Source organism: Undibacterium pigrum, assembly GCF_003201815.1.
GTDB lineage: Bacteria > Pseudomonadota > Gammaproteobacteria > Burkholderiales > Burkholderiaceae_D > Undibacterium > Undibacterium pigrum.
Window position 1 is genome coordinate 207,889 of record NZ_QJKB01000001.1, and the last position, 23,052, is coordinate 230,940.

General features: G+C 49.7%; 18 protein-coding genes, 1 tRNA gene and 2 pseudogenes. 13 read left to right on the forward strand and 8 right to left on the reverse strand.

Features of this window, described 5'->3' with window-relative positions; translation table 11 throughout:
• The first annotated feature begins 79 nt into the window (after positions 1 to 79).
• A complete protein-coding gene (gene serS, locus DFR42_RS00990) occupies positions 80 to 1,375 on the forward strand; it encodes a serine--tRNA ligase (protein ID WP_110253092.1) in 1,296 nt (431 codons plus the stop codon).
• A gap of 69 nt (positions 1,376 to 1,444) precedes the next feature.
• Here the strand turns inward: serS and DFR42_RS00995 are convergent, their stop codons facing one another.
• The gene (locus DFR42_RS00995; protein WP_110254175.1) at positions 1,445 to 3,214 is read right to left on the reverse strand and encodes a GGDEF domain-containing protein; all 1,770 of its coding nucleotides are present in this window, start codon (positions 3,212 to 3,214) and stop codon (positions 1,445 to 1,447) included.
• Between the two features lie 318 nt (positions 3,215 to 3,532).
• Between DFR42_RS00995 and DFR42_RS01000 the strand changes: the two genes are divergently transcribed.
• Positions 3,533 to 3,622: transfer RNA gene (locus DFR42_RS01000), tRNA-Ser, on the forward strand.
• Between the two features lie 335 nt (positions 3,623 to 3,957).
• On the opposite strand, the pseudogene DFR42_RS29595 reads toward DFR42_RS01000, so the two are convergent.
• Both DFR42_RS29595 and DFR42_RS29975 read right to left on the reverse strand, forming a co-directional pair.
• A pseudogene (locus DFR42_RS29595) lies at positions 3,958 to 4,113 on the reverse strand (IS21 family transposase); the annotation flags it as partial.
• Between the two features lie 10 nt (positions 4,114 to 4,123).
• A pseudogene (locus tag DFR42_RS29975) lies at positions 4,124 to 4,306 on the reverse strand (IS3 family transposase); the annotation flags it as partial.
• 690 nt (positions 4,307 to 4,996) lie between these two features.
• Between DFR42_RS29975 and DFR42_RS01010 the strand changes: the two are divergent.
• From DFR42_RS01010 to DFR42_RS01030, 5 genes are read left to right on the forward strand one after another with little or no spacing between them, the layout of a single operon-like run.
• Complete coding sequence (locus tag DFR42_RS01010; protein WP_110253094.1) at positions 4,997 to 5,824, forward strand: ABC transporter permease; 828 nt, start codon at positions 4,997 to 4,999, stop codon at positions 5,822 to 5,824.
• Positions 5,814 to 7,163: an ABC transporter ATP-binding protein gene (locus DFR42_RS01015; protein ID WP_110253095.1), complete on the forward strand. Its 1,350-nt coding sequence runs from the start codon at positions 5,814 to 5,816 to the stop codon at positions 7,161 to 7,163. The genes DFR42_RS01010 and DFR42_RS01015 overlap by 11 nt, the downstream gene beginning before the upstream one ends.
• Positions 7,164 to 7,209: 46 nt before the next feature.
• A complete protein-coding gene (locus tag DFR42_RS01020) occupies positions 7,210 to 9,804 on the forward strand; it encodes a methyltransferase (RefSeq protein ID WP_146218764.1) in 2,595 nt (864 codons plus the stop codon).
• 54 nt (positions 9,805 to 9,858) lie between these two features.
• Positions 9,859 to 11,025, forward strand: a complete 1,167-nt coding sequence (gene wecB / locus DFR42_RS01025; RefSeq protein ID WP_110253097.1) for a non-hydrolyzing UDP-N-acetylglucosamine 2-epimerase — start codon at positions 9,859 to 9,861, stop codon at positions 11,023 to 11,025.
• The gene (locus DFR42_RS01030) at positions 11,022 to 12,236 is read left to right on the forward strand and encodes a glycosyltransferase family protein (RefSeq protein WP_211324101.1); all 1,215 of its coding nucleotides are present in this window, start codon (positions 11,022 to 11,024) and stop codon (positions 12,234 to 12,236) included. The genes wecB and DFR42_RS01030 overlap by 4 nt, the downstream gene beginning before the upstream one ends.
• A gap of 10 nt (positions 12,237 to 12,246) precedes the next feature.
• On the opposite strand, the gene DFR42_RS01035 is transcribed toward DFR42_RS01030, so the two are convergent.
• The 3 genes from DFR42_RS01035 to DFR42_RS01045 form a co-directional block, all read right to left on the reverse strand.
• Positions 12,247 to 13,284: an acyltransferase family protein gene (locus DFR42_RS01035; RefSeq protein ID WP_110253098.1), complete on the reverse strand. Its 1,038-nt coding sequence runs from the start codon at positions 13,282 to 13,284 to the stop codon at positions 12,247 to 12,249.
• 425 nt (positions 13,285 to 13,709) lie between these two features.
• The gene (locus DFR42_RS01040) at positions 13,710 to 14,390 is read right to left on the reverse strand and encodes a Fe2+-dependent dioxygenase (RefSeq protein ID WP_110253099.1); all 681 of its coding nucleotides are present in this window, start codon (positions 14,388 to 14,390) and stop codon (positions 13,710 to 13,712) included.
• Between the two features lie 59 nt (positions 14,391 to 14,449).
• Positions 14,450 to 16,744, reverse strand: coding sequence for a catecholate siderophore receptor Fiu (locus DFR42_RS01045; RefSeq protein WP_110253100.1), 2,295 nt, complete (start codon positions 16,742 to 16,744; stop codon positions 14,450 to 14,452).
• A gap of 406 nt (positions 16,745 to 17,150) precedes the next feature.
• On the opposite strand from DFR42_RS01045, the gene DFR42_RS01050 reads away from it, so the two are divergent.
• The 5 genes from DFR42_RS01050 (at position 17,151) to crcB (ending at position 20,203) form a co-directional block, all read left to right on the forward strand.
• On the forward strand, positions 17,151 to 17,672 hold the full coding sequence (locus DFR42_RS01050) for an outer membrane lipoprotein (protein WP_110253101.1): 522 nt from the start codon (positions 17,151 to 17,153) through the stop codon (positions 17,670 to 17,672).
• A 176-nt stretch (positions 17,673 to 17,848) separates the two neighbouring features.
• Entirely contained in the window at positions 17,849 to 19,051 is a 1,203-nt protein-coding gene (locus tag DFR42_RS01055; RefSeq protein WP_245936782.1) for a molybdopterin molybdotransferase MoeA, read from the forward strand.
• A 39-nt stretch (positions 19,052 to 19,090) separates the two neighbouring features.
• Positions 19,091 to 19,348: a molybdopterin converting factor subunit 1 gene (moaD, locus tag DFR42_RS01060; protein WP_110254177.1), complete on the forward strand. Its 258-nt coding sequence runs from the start codon at positions 19,091 to 19,093 to the stop codon at positions 19,346 to 19,348.
• A 13-nt stretch (positions 19,349 to 19,361) separates the two neighbouring features.
• Positions 19,362 to 19,823 (forward strand): molybdopterin synthase catalytic subunit MoaE, encoded by a 462-nt coding sequence (gene moaE, locus DFR42_RS01065; RefSeq protein WP_110253102.1) that lies wholly within the window; start codon positions 19,362 to 19,364, stop codon positions 19,821 to 19,823.
• On the forward strand, positions 19,820 to 20,203 hold the full coding sequence (gene crcB / locus DFR42_RS01070; protein WP_110253103.1) for a fluoride efflux transporter CrcB: 384 nt from the start codon (positions 19,820 to 19,822) through the stop codon (positions 20,201 to 20,203). Before moaE ends, crcB begins: the two co-directional genes overlap by 4 nt.
• A gap of 14 nt (positions 20,204 to 20,217) precedes the next feature.
• On the opposite strand, the gene DFR42_RS01075 is transcribed toward crcB, so the two are convergent.
• Entirely contained in the window at positions 20,218 to 21,246 is a 1,029-nt protein-coding gene (locus tag DFR42_RS01075; protein WP_245936783.1) for a phytanoyl-CoA dioxygenase family protein, read from the reverse strand.
• Between the two features lie 163 nt (positions 21,247 to 21,409).
• Here DFR42_RS01075 and pip point away from each other — a divergent pair, with 163 nt between their 5' ends.
• Complete coding sequence (gene pip / locus DFR42_RS01080; RefSeq protein WP_110253104.1) at positions 21,410 to 22,375, forward strand: prolyl aminopeptidase; 966 nt, start codon at positions 21,410 to 21,412, stop codon at positions 22,373 to 22,375.
• Between the two features lie 31 nt (positions 22,376 to 22,406).
• Here the strand turns inward: pip and DFR42_RS01085 are convergent, their stop codons facing one another.
• On the reverse strand, positions 22,407 to 22,949 hold the full coding sequence (locus DFR42_RS01085; protein WP_110253105.1) for a hypothetical protein: 543 nt from the start codon (positions 22,947 to 22,949) through the stop codon (positions 22,407 to 22,409).
• Positions 22,950 to 23,052: the final 103 nt, after the last annotated feature.

Below are 23,052 nucleotides of genomic sequence, written 5' to 3' on the forward strand. Positions count from 1 at the left end.
TTCCTTCTACCTGAAAATAGGGGAAATGCCCATCCCTTGATACAATAGTCGATTAGCTTAGTTCACTGCACTTAAAATCATGATAGACATTCAACTTTTGCGCAAAGATATTGCCAGTGCGGCAGCGCGCCTGGCTACCCGTAAGTTCCAGCTGGACGTAGAAACCTTCAATGCACTCGAAGCCGAACGCAAGCAAATCCAGTCCCGTACTGAAGAGCTGCAAGGTAAGAAAAATTCCATCTCCAAGCAGATCGGTAATCTCAGAAGCAAAGGCGAAGATACTTCCGCTTTAATGGCTGAAGCAGCGAGCATTCCAGAAGAATTGAAAGCATCCGAAGCGCATCTGAGTGATTTGCAGGCAAGAATGAGTGCATTTCTGCAAACTATTCCTAATCTGCCGCATGAATCTGTAGCCGTCGGTGAAGACGAAACTGGCAACGTGGAAGTACGCAAGGTCGGTGCGCCACGTGCCTTTGATTTTGAAGTCAAGGATCATGTGGATATCGGTTCTGCCCTGGGCCTGGATTTTGAAACTGCAGTCAAACTCACAGGTTCACGTTTCTCCGTTATGAAAGGTGGCATGGCACGTCTGCATCGCGCACTGGCTCAGTTCATGCTCGACATGCAAACGCTGGAGCATGGCTATACCGAAATGTATACACCTTATATGGTCAATGCTGATTCCATGCGTGGCACAGGTCAATTGCCCAAGTTTGAAGAAGACTTGTTCGCAGTGAAAAAAGGCGGACAAGAAGGCACAGGCGAAACGTTTTACTTGATCCCGACTTCAGAAGTGTCTCTGACCAATACTGTGCGCGACGAGATTCTGGCTGCCGATGCATTGCCTGTCAAAATGACTGCGCATACTCCATGCTTCCGTTCTGAAGCGGGCAGTGCAGGCCGTGATACTCGCGGCATGATACGTCAGCATCAATTCGACAAAGTCGAAATGGTGCAAATCGTTCATCCTGAAAAGTCCATGGAAGCCCTGGATGAAATGGTTGGCCATGCTGAAGCCGTTTTGACCAAGCTGGAACTGCCTTACCGTGTAATGAGCCTGTGCACGGGTGACATGGGCTTTGGTGCCTGCAAGACTTTTGATCTGGAAGTATGGTTGCCAGCACAAAACACTTACCGTGAGATTTCTTCCATCTCGAATATGTTCGATTTCCAGGCGCGCCGCATGCAGGCCCGCTTCCGCAATGCCCAGGGCAAGCCGGAACTGGTGCACACCCTGAACGGCTCCGCATTGGCAGTTGGCCGTACCCTGGTGGCAGTGCTGGAAAATTATCAGCAGGCTGACGGTTCTGTTGTCATTCCGGCAGCTTTGCGCCCATACATGGGTGGACTGGAAAAACTGGCGCCAGCAGCTTAAGTCGTATTCGCTTCAACAAAAAACGCGCTTCAAATGAGGCGCGTTTTTGTTTGTATGAATCTAAAATCATTAACCAACCAGCAAATCCATTTCAGAGCGACGGTCTACAAACAAGCTGTTGCCATGAATTTTCTTGGCCTGTTTCTTGGCATCAGATGCAGCGATGGATATCTGGTGATGTGAGTAATAGCGGTTTGCTCTTGATTTCACCACACCCAGGGACAGGCTCACGAGTGGATAAAAGACTTTCTTGCCCTGCCTGTCTTCACTGAGGTAGCCGCCTCGATCGCGGTCTTCATTGCTGTAAAAATCGTAGATGGCAGCGGAAAAACTCGCCAGTATGGCCTGGCAGCGTACTTCCCAGTCTTCGCTGCGGAACAGGATAATGAAATCATCACCACCGATGTGGCCAATAAAATCCAGTTGCGGATCGCAGTGCTGCTTTAATACATCGCTGGTCATTTGTATGATGTCGTCACCACGTCGGTAGCCATAGACATCATTAAAGGGTTTGAAGTGATCAAGGTCGCAATAGCAGGCGCAAAAAGACTGCTCTTTTTGCAGCAATACATCAATATGCTCATTGATGGGCACATTGCCCGGCAGTTGCGTCAACGGGTTTGCATAACGCGCCGCATTGATTTGCATCTGCGTGATTTCGCGCATCAAGTCAGGGCCACTACCCAGACCTATATAGCGGCCCTGATCAGTAATGATAATGCCGTTGATTAACTGCTCAGGATTCGCTTCCACAATAATGTGGCTGACATCCTGCATGCTGGTATTTTTATCGACAATAACAGGATGGGCTTCCATGAAGACCGTGCATGGTTTTTTGCCGTATAACTCGCGTTGATAAGGGCGGGCAAAACGGTCTATCATGTGATAACGGTTGATCAGCCCCACAGGCATGCCATCATCGACCACAGGGATAATTTGCAGTTTTGGATGTTGCAGGAAGATGTCATCGACCTGGTTGTTCAGCATGCGCGAAGAGATGGTCGGCGGCGTCTTTAAAATCTTTTCTACAGTAGCAGCCTGCTCAAAACTGCCTGCTGTACGCCGCGCAGCCTGATATTGATTCGGCGTTAAAACCCGCGCCACTTCAGCCGATACTGCACGTGCAGGAGTAGGGTGGGGGCGTGCAATATGGTAGCCCTGGCCGCAGGCCACACCCAGGTCACGCACAGCTAATAACTCAGCCTGGGTTTCTATACCTTCGGCAACCACTCGTGTGCCAGATTTTTCAGCGATGCTTTGTATGGAGCGTACAAACTGCGCTTTGACTGGATCATGATCTATGCCCTGGATGAAATGCATATCGATCTTGACATAATCAGGCTTTAATTCTGACCACAAACGCAGGCTGGAAAATCCTTCACCCAGATCATCAATCGCAATTTCAAAACCCATCTCACGATAATGAACGACGGCCTCACACAACAAGGCGTAATCATGCGTGGGCTGGTATTCAGTCAGTTCTATGATGACGCGCTCGGGATTGATACCCAGCTCATGAATATAATCCAGGGTCTCGCCGTAACGTACATCTCTTTGTAGCAGGCACTCAGGGCTGACATTTAAAAACAGTTTGCCTGGCAATTTTTGCGCAGCGAATTGTTCCAATACGACACGACGGCACAAGTGCTCTACCGTCACTGTCAGATTATTGTCCCATGCCGCTTTGAACAAATTAACGGGGGAATGCAGGGGGCTATCCGATGGTCCGCGTATCAAGCCCTCATAGCCCAGAATGTCACCATTCTGCATTTGCACGATAGGCTGGAAGCGCGCCGTCAGCAAACGTTGGTCTATGATGCGCTGTAAATGCGTCAGCATCAGGGATGCTGATTGCGCACCAAACTGATCAGCATCCTGCCCTGATACCAGATTTTGCTGAGACAGATAATCCATCGTATCCCTCGCTACACTACTTTCCATTGAAGCCAATTCCTACTTAAGCATGAAGTGCAAGGACGGACATAAGCCACGGATCTTGCCGCATTGCATCATAATATAGCCTTGCTTTATGACATCTTCATGTCGTACGATTAGCTTGTCATGTCAATTTTTACAATCAAGCCCAAGTCCCAATTTTGATTTAAGCTAGTTCTTTGCTATAATCACAGGCTTCGTTTATAACGAACAACCTAAGCCGGAGAAGTGGCAGAGTGGTTGAATGTACCTGACTCGAAATCAGGCGTAGTAGCAATACTATCGGGGGTTCGAATCCCTCCTTCTCCGCCATAATTATTGATTAAGCCCTTGATTTTAAAGGGCTTTTTCTTTTTCTATTCTCCCCGGTATGTCATTTGGTATGCCATCTTGATGTGGCTTTAGATGGGCGTGCTTGGACAATGTTTTCTAAGCTCTCAGATTTACTGAATGCTTGTGAAGACACCGACTTCAAATTTGTTAATGCATTTTTCCTGAAGCTGCATTGTTTTGTTCGGGCCTCGGTTTCGCATTACTCATCAAGTAACTTGGCGCAGATCGCATTTTGGAGCGCTTGGTAGTTATATTCCCCAAGGTGTTCGTTTGTTGGCTAAATTGACCCTGTCAGTTTGATCCACCTTAGACTTCCTGGCGAAGGCGGCCACCCGGTCATACGGCCCTTCAAATCCCAGTTCGTTCAGATCCAGATGAAGTTGTTTTAAGCTTCGTCGCTGCTTGCGATTCTTGCCAGCTTCGGTTTTAAGCCAGCTTGACAGCTGCAATGCATATTTGTCGATGGCACTGTCGTTTGTCAGAATATCTCTGCCTTGAGCGAACATAGCCCGCCTGCAGAGCGTGACTTTGCTCGTATTCTCGATACCAGCTCATGAGTGCATTCTTTGTTGGATAGCCCAATTGCCGAATGGTAGGGCGAATGCGCTTCCCGAGCTTGATATAAAGCTTGATCGCTCGAATGCGGTCTTCGTATGGGTACATGAGCTACCTCCAAGTAGTCCAAGTTATTGTCCGCATCCCCGTGGGTCAATTTTCAGTGCAATTGAACACAACCGCTTCAGAACCTTCCGCAGAACAGATTTTTCCTACTGGATCGACATAGTTTTCATGCTGGCTATTTTAACGTTGCCACTTATTGCGACAGAACCTGCAAACTGCCTCCAGTCTTTGCGCTAAATAAATAATGGTACGTTTTAATGAGATTGTCATTGCAGGTGGCAGATAAGCAGGCTATTTATTTGCAGGAATCGATGCTTTTAAACGACTGTGAATACTCATACATTCACTACGTGGAACTACTTAGCAGGTACTTTTGCTTGTACAAATAACATACAATTGCACGACATTTGACAGAAATTAGTTTTGACCCCTCTTCGTATAATCGCTACTTGAAATAGTACGCATGTGTTGAGCATTTTTATGATTCAGCAGATGGGTACTCGATAAGCGTATCAAAGTGTTTTTCTTTACAGCGGCTTGTATGTAATTGCCCTGTCAAGATCGCAGTACATTATTTTGTACTGAGAAAAAATTAAAAAAATTGAACTTGTCTGGATGCGCTGCATCCAAAATGCCCTTTTGGGGAATCTGTATATCGCTGATGTTTATGGCGATTGAGCAGCTTTAATGTGGCCATGATCCTGGCGCAATTTTTTGAATCGAAATTTTTTAATGAATCCTCACGCAGTACCGTCTATCACTCCCTATAGCTTGCTCGTTTCATTGAAGCAGCATCGCAGACTCATACTCAGTTTGATACAGCGAGAGGTGCTAATCCGTTATCAGGGTTCCTTGCTTGGTTTATTGTGGTCCTTCTTTAATCCAGTGCTGATGCTGGCGGTGTATACCTTTGTGTTTAGTGTGGTGTTCAAGGCGCGCTGGGCAGGTGGATCTGATTCCAAGACTGAATTTGCACTGGTCTTGTTTGCAGGGCTGATGGTGTTTGGCTTGTTTTCGGAATGTGTCAACCGTGCGCCATCGCTGGTGGTCAGCAACGTTAACTACGTCAAGAAAGTTATTTTTCCTTTGGAAATTTTGCCTGTAGTTGCCATGGGAGCTGCCTGCTTTCATCTGCTGATCAGCCTCACAGTGTGGCTGATTTTTTATTCCATATTTTTTGGTGTGCCACCAGCGACGATATTTTATCTGCCTGCAGTCTTATTGCCTCTGGTGTTGTTAAGCCTGGGGTTGAGCTGGTTGCTGGCTTCGCTTGGTGTTTTTATTCGCGACATCCATCAGGTGGTTGGTGTCGCTATCTCGGTGCTGACATTTTTGTCGCCGGTGTTTTATCCCATTGTCGCCTTGCCTGAAGATTTTCGGGCAGTAGTGCAGGTCAGCCCTTTGACACAGGTTATAGAACAAAGTCGCGATGCCATGATCTGGGGTAAACATCTGGATTGGCAAAGCTGGTTGATTTATTGCATGGTTTCTGGCGTGATCGCCTGGTTGGGATTTGCCTGGTTTCAAAAAACGCGCAAGGGGTTTGCTGATGTCCTCTAAATTTGCCATCAAGGTCGAGCAACTGAGCAAGTGCTACCACCTTTACGACAAGCCGCAGGACAGGCTCAAGCAAATGCTGCTGTCACGTGCCAAAACTTATTATCGTGAATTCTGGGCCTTGCGTGATGTGTCTTTCGAGATCGCGCCAGGTGAAACAGTGGGCATCATAGGGCGTAATGGCAGCGGCAAGTCCAGTCTCTTGCAAATGATATGCGGCACTTTATCTCCTACGGCGGGCATAGTTACCACACATGGCCGGGTTGCAGCTTTGCTGGAATTGGGGGCTGGATTCAATACCGAATTTACCGGGCGCGAAAATGTCTTGCTCAACGCCGCCATTCTGGGTTTCCCACAAGAGCAGATGCTGGGCCGCATGGATGAAATACTGGCGTTTTCCGAGCTGGGTGATTTCCTGGACCAGCCTGTCAAGACTTATTCCAGTGGCATGTATGCCCGCCTGGCATTTTCGATTGCCATTCATGTCGATCCTGAAATACTGATCGTTGATGAAGCCCTGGCGGTAGGTGATGCCCGCTTTGTTGCCAAGTGTATGCGTCGTATCAAGGATATACAAAAAACCGGTGCCAGTATTTTGTTTGTCAGCCATGACGTCAGCTCGGTACGCACCTTGTGCGATCGCGCTATCTGGCTGGACAAGGGCCGTATGCTGGAACAGGGCGATGTTTTTCCTGTGACCGGGCGGTATATGGAAATGATGTTTCAGGACGATGATGCCGCAGCTGTTGAAGATGAAAAAGTACAACCTGTAGCCAGCGTATCCATGTCTGGCGCAGATTTACCTGGCATCAGCGAGAGCTTAAATAATGCAGAGGAGGTAGCTCTTGATAGCAGGCCAACTACGCATTGGGGATCGCACAAGGGCCTGATACTTTCTGCATCTGTACTTGACGCGAATGGCGTACGCAGGGATGTGCATGAGTGGGGTAGCGAACTGGATGTCAGGATCAGTTTGCGCATCCCGGCGAGCATATCGCGCGAACATTTAAGTATTGCCGTGTCCATCAAGGATTTAAAAGGCAGCGACCTCATCGTTTCGACTACACATGATTTTGTAGCGAAGCGTTTGCCAGATGCCGAGCAATTTGAAGTCAGCTTCAAGCTGAGCAACCCCCTGGTCACAGGTAAATATCTGTTGGTGGCAGCGGTAGAAAATCGCCTGCACCGGGATATTCATTATTACGAATACATAGAAGGTGCGCATTATTTCTCATCGCTTGCAGACCAGCGTTTTTTTGGTTTATTCCAGCCGCCGATAGCACAAGAGGTAGTGGTGCCAGTGACGCAAGTGACCAATGCCAGGCAGGTGCTGGCAGCGTAACTGAAGTAAAAAATAGTAGTACACATAAGTGATAGACAGTAAAAACATGCAAACAGAAATTAATTCCCGTGCGTATTGGGATACGCGATTTGATAACGATTGGCTGGCCTGCAAGGGTGATAAGCAATCGCGTTTTTTCGCCAGAGTCGCCATTCAACACTTACCATCCTGGTTGCTGGATCAAATTCGCCAGCAAGAATTCAGCCTGGCTGACTGGGGCTGCGCTCAGGGTGATGGTACGGATGTCTGGGCCAGCTATGTAGTAGCAGAAAAAATTACTGGTGTGGATTTTTCTGCCTCTGCGATTCAACAAGCCAGTGCTCGTTATCCAGGCTTGCAGTTTGTCAATAGCAACTGGCTGGAACAAGCAGTTGGCACACAGGATAATTTCGACCTGGTGTTTTCTTCAAATACGCTGGAACATTTTCACCAGCCTTATCAGGTGTTGCACACCATCAGTCAACGTGCCAGGAAGGCGGTCGTACTGGCTTTGCCTTATCGCGAGCTGGAGCGTGATAGCGAACATTTTTATTCTTTTCTTCCGGAAAATATACCGCTGCAACTGGAAAACGGTTTTAGCCTGATCTGGGCCAAGGTAGTGGATTGCCGCAATCTGGAGAACAGCTTATGGCAGGGTGATCAGGTCATCCTGATGTATGCAGATACTGCCTGGACCAAAAAGCTGGGCTTGCGCCTGAGCCAGGTTCATTTGATGCAACAGGATACGCATTCTGAGCTGCATCAATTGCAGGAAGTATTGAGCAAAAATCAGTTGCTATTGCAACAGTCACAGCAAGCACAAGAAAAGCTGGCACTGGAAAACACACATCAGCAAGACATGCTTGCCCAACATGAGCAATTCCGCCTGCAACAGCAACAAGATCACGCTGGTTTGCTAGAGAAATACGAAACGCTCCAGCAGGATGTACAAGCACGCGATCAGCAAATTTCCATTCTCAATGAGAAGTTCAGGAATCGTGAACATGATTTGCAAACTCAGTTAAGCGATATGCAAGCGCAGATGAGTAAGGAAGCTGAAGCGCAAACACAGTTTTTGCAAGCCGCGCAAACTGATGTCGCAGCACGCGATGCGAAACTGCAGCAACTCAATGCCAGCCATCAGCAATTGTCAGAAAGCTTGCAACAAAAAGAACAAAACTACGCCAAATTATTGCAACAGCTTGACTTGCGTGATGCACAAATGGCGAGATTGAACCTGGATGTACATGGCAAGGAAGAAGCCATCAAATCCCTGAAGCAATCTTTTTCCTGGGTATTGACACGGCCCTTGCGTTTTACCAAACAGTTTGTGCAAAGCCCTGGCCGTGCCTCTTATGACCTGGCCAAGTTCGTATTCTGGCGCTTGCCGGCAAAAATGCGCTGGGCCTTGCATGGCCCGAGACATGATTTTGTGCGCTGGGTGCGTACTGCACCGGCTGGTGCAGCACCTCAGACATTTACTGCAGGCGCGCCTGTAGTGGCAGATCCCTTTGCGGGCAATGCCGTGTTAGCGAAGGCGGCAAACAAGGATTTAAGCTGGCCAGAATTCCAGCAGCAAGTATTGTCGCGTCGCGCTGATTACAAAGGCATCTTCGTGCAAGAGCTGGTCATAGACTGGAATGTGCCTCTGTATCAACGTCCCCAGCATATCGCTGCTGCCTTTGGCCGCCTTGGTTATCTGGTGATCTATCGTACCGACAACTGGGCTGGCGATGATGTGCAGGGTTGCCGTGAAGTGGTCAAGAATGTCTGGATCACCAACCGTCATGAAATCAATCAATTGCAGGACGTGACGCGCTCTCTGTATTCGACAGCCTATGCGAATACGCCGGAACTGCTGCTGGAAAATGGCAAGCGTGGCACCCTGGTATATGAATACATCGACCATATTGATCCACAAATCAGTGGCGACGAAGAAAATGTAAGGCGCTTATTGGCATTGAAGGACTTTGCTTTCAATGGCGGTGCAGATTATGTCGTCGCATCTGCCAAGAAACTCGAAGCAGAAGCAATTGCTGCCGTGGGTGCTGACAAGGTCATCCTGGCGCAAAACGGTGTGGATACGGCGCACTATCGCCATCCCAAACACCTGAGTACGCCCTTGCCACAAAACTTGCAGAACTTCCGCAAGAAATATAACAAAGTCGTCGGCTATTTTGGTGCGCTGGCACCTTGGCTCTGGTATGAAGCCGTGGCTGACCTGGTGACCAGCCGTCCTGATCTTGGCTTTGTGTTTATCGGGCCAGACTATTACGGTGGCTCTGAGAAATTGCTCAAGGCTGACAATCTTTTGTATATGGGCACGGTTGACTACCAGATACTGCCTGCCTATGCGCGCCAGTTTGATGTTTGCTTTATCCCGTTTGCGCCGGGGGAAATTGCCCGTACGACTTCGCCACTCAAATTGTTTGAGTACTTTGCACTGGAAAAACCTGTCGTTGTTACCCGGGACATGGAAGAGTGCGTCGCTTTTGAAGAAGTATTTTCCGGCAATAGCGTGGAAGCACTCAGCGATGCGCTGGATGCCGCCTTCGTAGTCAAGGACGATCCTGCATTTACCCAACGCCTGGCGCAACTGGCTGATGCCAATGACTGGGACTGCCGTGCCAGGGCCATGGAGAAAGCCTTTGAAAAGGCTTGATAGACATTGAATATCATTTTCAGAAATTTCTGAATCAGAAAGAAAAATATCATCATGAAAAAAATACTGTGTGTAGTTGGTACGCGCCCTGAAGCCATCAAGATGGCTCCCGTCATACTTGCCTTGCAACAGCAACCCTGGGCGCAAGTGCGCGTCCTGGCGACTGCCCAGCACAGGCAGATGCTGGACCAGGTATTAGCTTTCTTTGATATTGAAGCCGACATCGATTTGAACATGATGCGCCCCAACCAGTCACTGACCACATTGACTGGCCGCATGTTGCTTGATCTGGATGAAGTCTTGCTGGCAGAAAAGCCGGATGTGGTTTTGGTACAGGGTGATACAACGACAGTGATGACAGTATCGCTGGCCTGCTTCTATCACAGAATAGCCATAGGCCATGTGGAAGCCGGTTTGCGCACCTGGGACAGGGATAATCCATTCCCGGAAGAGATCAATCGCGTACTGACTGGCCGTTTGGCGCACTGGCATTTTGCACCTACTGAAAGCTCACGTCAGAATCTCTTGAAAGAGGGCGTCTCAGATACCGACATTATCGTCACTGGCAATACCGTGATCGATGCCCTGTTGATGACGGCAGAACGTGACCTCGACCTGGGCATAGAGCTTGATGCCAGCAAGCGCCTGGTATTGGTGACTTCTCACAGACGTGAAAATTTTGGTGAACCTTTTGCGCATATCTGCCGCGCCATACTCAAGCTGGCAACAGATAATCCGGACGTGCAATTCCTTTATCCTGTGCATCCAAATCCAAACGTCAAGGAAGTTGCCCACGCTACCCTGGGGCAATGTGCCAATATTCATTTGTGTGAACCGCTGGACTATGCCCCCTTTGTCGCAGCCATGAAGCGTGCCTACCTGATCATCAGCGATTCTGGTGGTGTGCAGGAAGAAGCACCTGCTCTGGCAAAACCTGTACTGGTCTTGCGCGAAGAAACCGAGCGTCCTGAGGCAGTGGAGCAGGGTGTAGTGAAACTGGTGGGTGCCAATTTTGAAAATATCGTCGCCGAAGCCCAAATCCTGCTGGATGATGAGGCAGCTTACCGTGCCATGGCCAGGGGTGTATCTCCTTATGGCGATGGCCTGGCGGCAGGACGTATTGTGCAAGTGCTGCAGCAGCATTTCGCCGGCGAACCGGCATCTGCACTTCAGCCGGTTGATGCGGAGCTTGAAGTTGGCTTAGAAACTGAGCCTGCATGATGCGCCTCGTCTATTTCTCGCCTGTACCCTGGCATAGCTTTGCACAAAGGCCGCATCAGTTTGTGCAGTGGTTTCATCAGCAATTCAAAGCCAGGGTGTTGTGGGTAGATCCTTATCCCACACGCTTGCCGGGCATCGCTGATGTGCAACGCATACTTGCAGCGAAAATGGAGCAAAAGCCGCGCTCTTGTTCAACTGTGAAAACACAGGAAAACCCGCTACAGGCAGACTGGCTGAAGCTGGTGGAAGTGCCAGCACTCCCCATAGAGCCATTGCCTGCCTCAGGTTATCTGCACCAATGGCTATGGCGCAAGACCATGGCAGAAATAGACGCTTTCATCTCTGGCGGCAAGACACAGATTGTGGTGGGCAAGCCTTCCAAGCTCGCCTTGCAAGCCATGGCACGTCATCCTGAACTGCCTTCTCTTTACGATGCCATGGATGATTTTCCTGCTTTCTATGAAGGTATTTCCAGTAAGGCCATGGAATTTACTGAGCGCCACCTGGCTGCCAGGGTAAATAAAATTGTAGTGTCTTCCAGTGCTGTATCAAGGTTTTCTGAGCATGAAGATAAACTCAGCCTGATTTTGAATGCCTGTGACAGTGACAATCTGCCCCCCGCATTGCCAAGGTCAGCGCAGGCACCTGTATATGGCTATGTCGGCACCATAGGCCACTGGTTTGACTGGGAGGCGCTGGTGAAACTGGCGTCTTCACTGATTATCAGCGATCCGCAGGCGCGTGTTCGGCTGATAGGCCCGGTGTTCACGCCGCCACCATGCGCCTTGCCAGACAATGTGCAAATCCTGCCTGCATGCAGCCATGCGGAAGCGATGCGCGCCATGCAAAAGTTTTCCGTCGGACTGATCCCGTTCAAGCGCAAGCTGTTGACGGCATCGGTGGACCCTATCAAATATTATGAATACCGCTCCCTGGGCATACCTGTTTTGTCTTCGAATTTCGGTGAAATGTCATTGCGGGCAGAAGAAGACGGTGTGTTCTTATACGACGAAGGTAGCAAGTTTTCCCGGCTGCTCAAGGCATGCCTGCTACATCGCAGTAGTGCAGAAAGCCTGGTCAGGTTCAGGGCCAACAATTCCTGGCAGGCCAGGTTTGCTGGTTTGATCCCCTTGTTTGACTCCAATATTGATCGCTGGGGCAGAAGAAGATCAACCGCCAAGCTTGAGCAATTTACCTGGCAGGGCGCTTAGAGATAGGCCTTTAGCGTTCAAAGCGCGTTTTCCAGCCCAGGAACCAGGATTCATAATAGCGGAAGCTGACGCTGGCCACGGCGGTGGTGATGAGCAGGGTGAGCAGGAAGACTGTGATACCTGCATCGGTAACGTGGAACGCGTTTAACAGCTTGCTGACTAAGTTCTTGCACAGCATATGCAGCATATACATGCCGTAGCTGATCGTTCCCAGGTAGGCGAGGGGCTTGAATGTAAGCAAGCCTGTGAGGGGATGCTGTTCCCGTATCACGCAAGAACCTACCAGTGCCGCAAACAATATGGATGAAACAAAGCCAGGCACGACATTGCTGAGCAGACCAAGCAGTAATGCAACGAAAGCCAGTGGTGCAGACCATGTCTGTCCAAGCAGGGCGTACAGCCACATAAAAGTTTTTTCATGGTGCATGCCTATCGCCAGCAAGGCACCGAGGACGATGGGCAGTTGAATCACATCAAGACCTTGCAGGCCCAGTAATTGACTCATGATGCAAGCCGTGATGACGACTATCAGGATGAGGCTGGCTCGTCTGGCTGTTCCTGCTAATAAAAGCAATGGCGGCCACACCAGGTAAAATTGTTCTTCAGCGGCCAGCGACCAGGCAAAATAAAAAATCACCCGCCCATCCAGAGCTACAAATAAATTCGATGTATAAGTGGCGAAGTAAATCAGGTTCTGGAAAAAAGCCTGGCCTACCGCTGTATGGCGTTCAAGCAAAAATACCAGGATGATATACAACGCCAATGTGCCGTAATACAGCGGGAAGATACGCAAGGAACGGCGCAGGTAAAATGCCTTGAGATCTATCTTGCCATTGCGTTCGCGCTCTCTGAGCAACAAGCTGGTGATCAAAAAACCGCTGATGGCAAAGAATAATTGCACGCCTTGCGCACCTATACTGGCAAGGATTGCATGAACGCTGGCCGGGGCAGTGTGATGCCAGATGACGGCAATGATGCTGATGGCACGCAAGCCATCAAGGGACTCAAATCTTTTATTGGACAGATATGCGGCAAACGGCTTAAGCATCCATGCTCCGGTTTTTCTGGCTGATAAGTATGTTGAGTTGCATATGCAGATTATTTGATTTTGCAGTTTTCCTCAATCTGTCTGAAGCATTATTGCTATTTTGCTGCCTTGAAGCAGACATACAAAGTAAGGCAGGGCCTGCATATTATAGGGGAATTGCATTTCTCAAAGTTGTACGATAGGAGAGGAAGACGCCCAGGATTGAAAAGAAGGTTTGTATAATTCCTCAAAATTGATATAAATAAGAATAATTCTCATTAAAATTTTTGAGCTTGCCTGTTACCCAGGTAGTGATACGTGAGGAATTGCACAGTTCATTGGCAGGCTTTGCTGGGATTTCTGAGCGGCAGTTTGAGTAGATAAAAAAATCCCCGGCAGTTGTCGGGGATAGTATGAGCAAATACTGATGAAAATCTGGGGGGACTTCAGGTCTCAGACCACATGCGCAAGAGGTTATGGTATTGACCAGTCAGGCTCAACACTTCTGGACTGTCACCAAGCTGGCTACGCAGGCGGGTAATGTTCTGGTCCATTTCAAACAGCATGGTGCGGCGGGCATCATCTCGTATCATGCTTTGTGTCCACAGGAATGAACATACGCGCTCACCACGTGTGACTGGCAAGACCTGGTGCAGGCTGGTGGATGGATAAAGTATCAGGTCACCGGCTGGCAATTTGACTTCATGCGTGCCATAGGTATCAACCACTTCAAGTTCGCCGCCATCATATTCTTCCGGATCACACAAGAACAGGGTGGAAGATACATCGGTGCGCAGGCTGTAATTGGCATTGGCGACATTGCGTACGGCGCCATCAACGTGCAGGCCATAATGTTCGCCACCAGCGTAGGAGTTGAACAGTGGCGGGACTATGCGCAAGGGCAGGGCTGCAGCAAAGAACAGGGGATTGTTTTTTAGGGCAGCCAGGACGATATGACCCAGTTCCTGTGCCAGCGCAGAATGTTCAGGCAGTTGACGGTTGCGTTTGACCTGGGCACCTTGCGCGCCTACTGTTTGCTTGCCATCTACCCAGTTTGCTGCGTCCAGCCGTAGTCTTATTGCGCTGACTTGCTCACGGCTGAGCACGCCAGGTATATGTAACATCATTGCTATTGCTCCAGAAAAAAGCCCCTCAGGGGGAGTGAGGGGCTAATGTTACTTCAGATTTAGAATTTCACATTTGCTGTCAGGCTGGCAGACCTTGGTGCGCCTGGAGTGTAACGGTAACCGCTCTTATTGATGGCAGCAACATAGACTTTGTCAGTCAGGTTGTTGATGTTCAATTGCAGGTCTACATTCTTGGTGATTGCATAGCTGGCCATGGCATCAACTACCCAGTAGGATTCTGTTTTTGCTGGTGTACCAACAGCGCCATCGGTGCCGCGCAACAGTGCATCAACAAAACGTGTACCACCACCGAGTTTGATACCCATAGGCAGTTGGTAAGAAGTCCATGCAGTCAGGCTTTGTTTTGGTGTGTAGCTCAGGTTGTTGATGCCGCTAGCTGTAACCAGAGGGCCGCTCTCAACACTGGTGTCCATGCGGGTATAGCCTGCGCTGACCAGCCAGTTGCGGTTGATTGCACCAGTTACGCCCAGTTCCAGACCTTGTACACGCTTTTTACCAGTTTGGTAGTACATCAAGTCAGCCAGGTTTTGTACGATGTCATTGGATACTTCTGTACGGTAGATGGCTGCTGTGAAGGACAGTTTTTGATCCAGCAAATCCCACTTGGTACCAATTTCCATGTTCTTGGTTTCTTGTGGATCAAACTTGGGATTGGCAGCGCTGCTGGCGGATGTACTCAATGCAAAGTTGGAGCCACCTGGTGGTTGCTTGGAAGTCGAATAAGAAGCATAGATGCTGCTGTCTTTAGTTGGCTTATACAATGCACCCAGTTTGAAGTTGACCAGGTTGCCAGCCATATTGATATTGGTTGGGATAGGTGTGCCAACTGGTAAAGTCGGGTTGGCCGTCGCCGTGGACAAACTGGCGGCAGAATAGTCTGTACTGTAGTGATCAATACGTACGCCTGCATTGGCTTGCCATTCAGGGCTGAACTTGATCGTGTCAAATACATAGGCACTGACAGTATTGGTTGCGCCACGCGTGAAGACTGCATTACGTACCGGGTTCAGGCCAGTGACTTTGTCGTTCGGGTTAGGGTTATAGAAATTCGCTGCTGGCAAAGTACCCAGGCCATCATTGCCCCAGGTATTTTGTTTTTCGCTGGTGACTTCTATGCCGCCGACTACACTATGCTTCAAGCCGCCCAGATCCAGGTCCGCAATCAGATTGGTCTGGTTGGTCAGGATTTCATTTTCCTGGTCTTTCAAAGTGCGTGTGCCGCGTGCCAGTGTCCAGGTCGACAGATCTGTTGTTGATGGTGTCAACAGATTGGCCGCAGAGCCCATGAAAGATGTCAGCAGATAATGCTGACTGGTTTTGCCATAGCGTGCAGTATTGATCAATTTGAGGGTGTTGCTGAAGTCGTGTTCGATACGGCCAGTCAGCATGTCAGCGGTGACTTTGTCAAAGTCGTTCACAGAACCATAGAAATTCTTTGGGTCGACTTTAGGTGCAGTACCGATGAAAGGACGTTTAGCGTCAGGTGAGCTGTAGCCTGGCAAGCCTACTGTAGGCACGCCACCATCGGGCACATTGTCTTGCTGTACATGCAGGTAGTTCAGATAGAAACGGGTAGGGGACTTCAGGCCAAAGGCAAAGGAAGGTGCAACACCCCAGCGTTTGTTTTTAACTTCATTACGGCCAACCACGCCACTGTCCTGATCAAATATGTTCAGGCGGAAAGCAGAGCCTTGCTCAGCGCTGATAGCTTTGTTCCAGTCAAGTGCAATACGTTTTTGACTGGCGCTGCCGATAGTCGCGCTGCCCAGAATCGCATCGTCAAGATGAGCCTTTTTGCTGACCAGATTGACAGAGCCGGTAGGTGAGCCACGGCCACTGTCTGTGCCAGCAGGGCCTTTGAGTACGTCGATTTGTTCTATATTGAACAGGTCACGGGAAATGGAACCCAGATCACGTACGCCATCTACATAAATGCTGCTGGAAGCATCAAAGCCGCGCATGTAAATCGTATCACCAGTGCTGGTGCTGCCGTTTTCACCCAGGAAGAATGCGCCCACGCCTGGCGTATTACGCAGCGCTTCTGTCAGCGTCAAGGCACCTTGCTGGTCTATCAGTTCGCGTTTGATAACGGTAATGGTTTGTGTCGTATCGACCAGCGGTTGTGTGTATTTTGCAGAAGAGGCTTTGTCAGCTTTGAAGTCATTTTCTGTTTTTGCTGTCACTTTAACTTCTGGTAATGCCGGATCAGCGGCCTGAGCAGCGATAGGCAACAAAAATGCGGCAGCGGCGACAGTCATCGTATGGTTGATGCGAGAATTGCCGAGTGAACTAAAAAGGGCGTGCTTGTGCTTGCGACTCTTGATGTGGGCCATGATATTTCCTGGGGGAAAATAAGTTTAAAAATAAATACCGCTGGCTTTTCTTGAGGAATGGCTGAGGTGGGAATGTAAAAAAACAGTGCGCAATTGTAACGAAATGATATGCGAAAGTAAATGATAATCGTTCTTATTTGTACCTAAATTATCATTTGATGATGATTTGAGATTAAATTTATTCTTTTTAAATGCAAATTTATCTATTTTTAATGATTTCTATTAGTTATGAAGGCAGAAATGAGGGCGCATGAGCTATTGTCGGCAATTGGCTCGCCTATGAGAGCCTGCAGATAAGCATGGATGCCGCAGTATTTTCCCACTGGCAGTCAACAAGAATCCTGTTGCTGCGTTAATTGCTTATCTGGTTTTTACTTTTTACTTTTTACTTTTTTTGGAGTTCATTATGCGCAAGCTTACTATCCTGACCACGATTGCCCTTGTGAGCGTACTGGCGGGATGTGCGACTCAGCGTTACCCAGCGCAAGCGCAAAATCAGTATCCTTCACAGTACCAGACCCAGCCTCAATACCCGGCTTATGGACAAAATCCACAGAATTACCCTCAGCAATATCAAAATTCTTATGTGGATACAGCGGTAATTGTTGGTATGCGTGAAGTGAATGTCGGTAGCGGCGGTTCTTCTGGTGGTGGCGCAGTGGTCGGCGCATTGATTGGCGGTGTGCTCGGGCACCAGGTCGGTAAGGGCACGGGACGCGATCTTGCTACTGTAGGTGGTGCGATTGCCGGTGGCGTGATCGGCAATGAAATGGAGCGCAACTCCACGCCAAGAAATAAACTGGAGCTGACGATACGCTTGCACAATGGTGATCAACGTGCCGTACTGGTTGAGCCGAATAATTACTACCGTGTCGGCGACAGGGTCAGAGTAACCGTCCAGAATGGCCAGTTAGCCATAGTGCCTTGAGTTAGTGTCCAGCCAGAGTGGCTGGACGATCACTATTTGAATCTGAAAAAATCCACCAGCTTTATTGCGGGTGGATTTTTTTTTGACCTTCTTCATGGTTCCAGCATGCCCCCTGTTGCCTTGACTCAAGCTACAATGTCGCAACTATAAAACAAGTGGAACCGGGGTCCTGAACCATGTCCAAACCCATGCTGAGCACCAAAGAAGCGCTGGATTTTTTATTATCGGCGGTACGCCCCATTGACTGTGCAGAAACGCTGATGACGATTGCTGCCAATGGCCGAATTCTGGCGCAGGATCAGGCATCGCTATTGCATGTGCCGCCAGCAGATAATACCCAGATGGATGGATATGCTGTATTTGCCAGCGATTGCGCCAGCGGCGAGGCGCTCTTGCGTATTTCACAAAGGATACCGGCTGGCCATGTTCCTCAGGCTCTGGAGCCAGGCACAGCAGCGCGCATCTTCACCGGAGCCATGATACCTGAGGGCGCAGATGCGGTCGTCATGCAGGAGCAGTGCCAGGCTGACGGCGATTTCGTGATGATCAGGCACCAGCCCAAGGCGGGCGAATGGGTTCGTCGCCAGGGGGAGGATATCCAGGCTGGGGCGACGATATTGAAAGCTGGCACGCGCTTGCGCGCGCAGGAACTTGGTCTGGCAGCTTCGGTCGGTCTGGCGCGATTGCCTGTACTACGTCCTCCCAGAGTAGCCGTGTTTTTTACCGGTGATGAACTGACCATGCCCGGTGAGTCTTTGAAGCCAGGGGCCATCTACAATTCCAATCGTTTTACTCTGACAGGTTTGCTGCAAGACCTTGGTTGCGTTGTAACTGACTATGGCATCGTACCAGACAAGCTGGATGCAACACGCGACACTTTGCGCCGCGCCAGCCAGGAGCATGATCTCATCATCACATCTGGCGGTGTTTCAGTAGGTGAAGAAGATCATATACGGCCCGCCGTTGAAGCGGAGGGCAGCCTAAACATGTGGCAGATCGCCATGAAGCCGGGCAAGCCTTTGGCTTTTGGTGAAGTGGGCAAGGCATTTTTCATGGGTTTGCCGGGCAATCCGGTATCAAGCTTCGTGACTTTCCTGCTGTTTGTGCGTCCGTTTATTTTGCGCATGCAGGGCGTGGAAAAGGTGACACCTGCTGCTTATCAGGTGCGCGCAGATTTTGACTGGTTAAAACCGGATCGTCGCAATGAATTCTTGCGTGCCCGCGTGAACGCTGAAGGTGGCCTGGATTTGTTCGCCAATCAGAGCTCAGGTGTGCTTACTTCAACAGTCTGGGGTGATGGACTGATAGATCTTGCGCCTGGACAAAGCATACAAAAGGGTGAGCTGGTACGATATATCCCCTTTAGCAGCCTGATGTAATCTGTCTGCTTTTGTTGCCCATATTTGGTCCCTTAGATGATGAATATACAATTACGTTTCTTTGCCAGTGTCCGTGAAAATCTCGGCATGTCTGAGCAAAAAGTAGTCTTGCCTGAAGATGTCGGCACCGTAGGTGAAGTCAGAGCCTGGCTGGTTGCGCGAGGCGATGTCTGGGCGGAGGTGCTGGCACCAGGGCGTGCCTTGCGCATGGCGTATAACCAGCAAATGTGCGAGCCTGATACCCGTATCAGCGAAGGAGCCGAAGTGGCTTTCTTTCCGCCAGTGACCGGGGGCTGATGGAATGACTGGCATGACTATTCGTGTGCAGACCGCTGACTTTGATCTGAATGCTGAGTTGGCGCAACTGCGCCAGGACAATCCTGGCATAGGTGCCGTAGTCAGCTTTGTTGGTCTGGTGCGTGATATTAATGATGGTCAGAACATCAGTGCCATGGAGCTGGAGCACTACCCTGGCATGACGGAAAAAGCACTGGAAAAGATAGTTGTACAGGCGCAGGAGCGCTGGGATTTGATCAACACTCTTATCATCCACAGGGTAGGCCCGCTGCAACCGCTAGACCAGATAGTATTGGTAGCAGTGGCGACACGCCATCGTGGTGATGCTTTTGCTGCCTGTGAATTCATGATGGATTACCTGAAAACCCAGGCACCTTTCTGGAAAAAAGAGCAGACACCAGAAGGCGCGCGCTGGGTAGATGCGCGTGAGACCGATGATCTGGCCTTGCAAAAATGGGCAGAGGGGGCGGAATGACCTGGCTGGGTGCTCTGGCTGTTGGTATAGGAGCAGCACTAGGCGCATGGCTGCGCTGGGCTTTGGGTCTGTGGTTTAACAATACTGTACCAACGCTGCCACTTGGTACCCTGATCGCCAATCTGGGTGGCGCTTATGTCATTGGTTTTTCTGTCGCTTTTTTCTCTGCCTATCCACATTTATCACCAGAGTGGCGGCTTTTTCTGATCACTGGTTTTCTCGGTGGCTTGACGACATTTTCTACATTTTCAGCAGAAGCCATGAGCCTGCTGCATCGCGGTGATTATGGCTGGGCCTTACTGCACAGTGGCACACATTTACTTGGTTCCATTGCTTGCTGCTTTGCTGGTTTTGCCACCTATAAAGCATTGATGCAATAAATTATCTGTAGGGTTCAGCGCCAGTTCTCATGTATTTGCAAGTGGCTGGGCAACATATTGATGTATTGCACGATGCGCGGTTTCTTGCCACGGTTGGGCCTGCTGCCATGTGGCAGGGCCTGATGCCATATGACCAGGTCGCCAGCCTTGCCGCCTACGGGTATCGAACCCAATGCGTGCAAATCCTGCTCTCTTGGATAAGCATTTTCAGGCAATTCATCCAACCATTTTCCAAGTCTTTGATGAAAGCCTGGAACCAGCGTCAGCGCTCCTTGCTCGGGTGGCGTGTCGGTCAGGTAAAGTACCCCCTGAGTGGCAAATGGCACTGGTTGCTGCAGGCTGACATCCCAATGCAAGTCTGGCCCCTGGAAAACATGGCCGGGGGTTTCTGGTACGTTGAAGCTACAACGGTCGGTAGTCGCCCATAAATTTGACGTTCCCCACAATTGCGCAAATGCCTTATGTATGCGTAGCGAGCGGCGGTTTTTTTCAAATGCAGGTGACTGGAATAACTGCACCATGATGTTGGTATGCCCTTTGTGATACCAGGATGCCTCATCATTTTCGCTTGCTCCCAAAGCATTCCAGATAGTCTGTGCTGCCATTGCGCAATCTGCAAGCGGCACCGCTTCCGTCAAGATAACAAAGCCATGCTCGGCCCAATGCTGTAAGTCTTCTTTATCAAACACGTCAGGCATGCTGTTGACTTGCTCAAATAAACCCGAGATATCGGGCGGGAGAGGTGTGCCCATGTACAAATTTTGTAAACGGGCGATGACGCTATCAGTGGGCATGCCCGCAGTTGCGATGATCCATGCCTTGAACTCATCAAAATCAGGGTGGTTTTGCACGAGATGATGCAATGTTTGCTCCAGACCGAGGCCAAGTACATGCAGGAGCAGGCGGTCACGATGAAATTTCGGATTATGGCCTGTGCTCTTGCCGGTCAGGCTCGCCATCATGCGCGACCAATAGGCATGCAGGCCAGGTATGCTCAGTTGATCATGGTCATTCAAATTTGCATGGGAATCAGATAAAGGCATATTAAGGCTGCTCATGTAAAAACAGCATCATAGAAAATAAAAGTCTATACCGCAATACATCTTCCGGCATTGTAATATTGCCTATTCCATCTTAAGGCACATGGTTATAATCCTTGTTACCTATTCCAAGTTATCCCAACGACACCTTTTCACTCTTATCCTTATGAGCGCTGACACTACTTCCTTGTTTCCTGCCATAGAGCCACACCGTACTGGCATGCTGCCGGTTGATGATACCCATACCCTGTATTGGGAAGAGAGTGGCAATCCCAATGGCCTGCCGGTGATCTTCCTGCATGGCGGGCCCGGAGGGGGTACTGCGCCCAGCCATCGTCGCTTCTTTGACCCTGAGCATTATCGTATCGTATTGTTTGACCAGCGTGGCGCGGGCAAATCCACGCCTTTGGGGGAGTACCGCAATAACACGACAGCCTTGCTGGTAGACGATATAGAAAAAATCCGCACCATGTTGGGTATAGAACAATGGCTGGTTTTTGGCGGCTCCTGGGGTTCCACCCTGGCGCTGGCCTATGGCGAGGCGCATCCTGAGCGCTGCCTGGGATTTGTGCTCAGGGGTATTTTCCTGTGTACCAAGGTAGAGGTGGAGTGGTTTGTGAACGGCATGAAATGGTTCTTCCCAGAGGTGCACCAGCGTTTTGCCGAGGGTGTACCAGCAGAAGAACGCCATGACTTGCTGCAAGCTTATGCCAAACGCTTGTTCAGCGACGACCCGGCGATTTACACCGAGGCGGCACGCAACTGGAGTCGTTACGAAGGCTCCTGCATCTTCTTGCTGCCGCAGGCAGATACCATTGCCGATTTTGAGTCAGATGCCATCGCCATAGGCCTGGGCAGGCTGGAAGCGCATTACATGATCAATGGTGCATTCATGCGCGAAGACCAGTTGATTCAGGAGATAGGCCGCATCCGTCACTTGCCAGCCGTCATCGTGCAAGGCCGCTATGATGTGGTTTGCCCGCCAGTGACTGCGCACCGGCTGCACCAGGCATGGCCAGAAGCGCGTTTGCAGATGATTGCTGATGCAGGGCATTCTGGTGGCGAGCGTGGTATCGCTGCTGCGCTGGTAGATGCAACCAATCAATTTAAAAAATCCGGCAAATTCGATTAAGACTTTGCCGTCTTTCGTTTGAGCTTTTGGTTCAGTTCAACATCCCCGCCGGAGGTGTCTCCGGCGCGTTTCCCAGCATTTCCAGAGTAAAGCCCCAGTCTGCTTTTTCTACGGCATCCTGGAACAATTTGCAAAAGCCATGCAGCAAACGCTTGCCCATGGCAATTTCAAAATTCTTGCCACCGGCAACAGTGAATTCCATCCTGAATGGCAGTTTTGCGTGCACGTGAAATTGTATATTTTCTGGCAACATGGCTTCCTTGCCCAGCGGCCAGCTTTCAACATCGTCTTCCAGCGGCGCATTAAAGTGGCCGCTATCCTTCATTTCAGCCACCGAGGCTTCATGTTCCATTTGCACCAGCTCTGAACTGGCATGGGCGGCGCTGGGTTTGCTCATCTTGACTTGCTTGCCCATGGCTTCCAGCAGCATGGGCCAGAACTGCATGGTGGTACGGCGAGTAAACAAGAGGTCTATCTCTTGCCTTGCTGATTTATCTTTTTCTGCAAATGATAATTTGAGCAGTAATCTATCCTGATCAGGAAGATAAGTAATTTGTATCTGGTGTAAATCCATGTGGTCTTTGATGTAAAACAAACGTCAGGGAATGCGTTGCTAGTTTAGCTCTGCCTATTCTTGAAATTGGCTTGCCTGCCCCAAATTGTATGCTAACTAATTC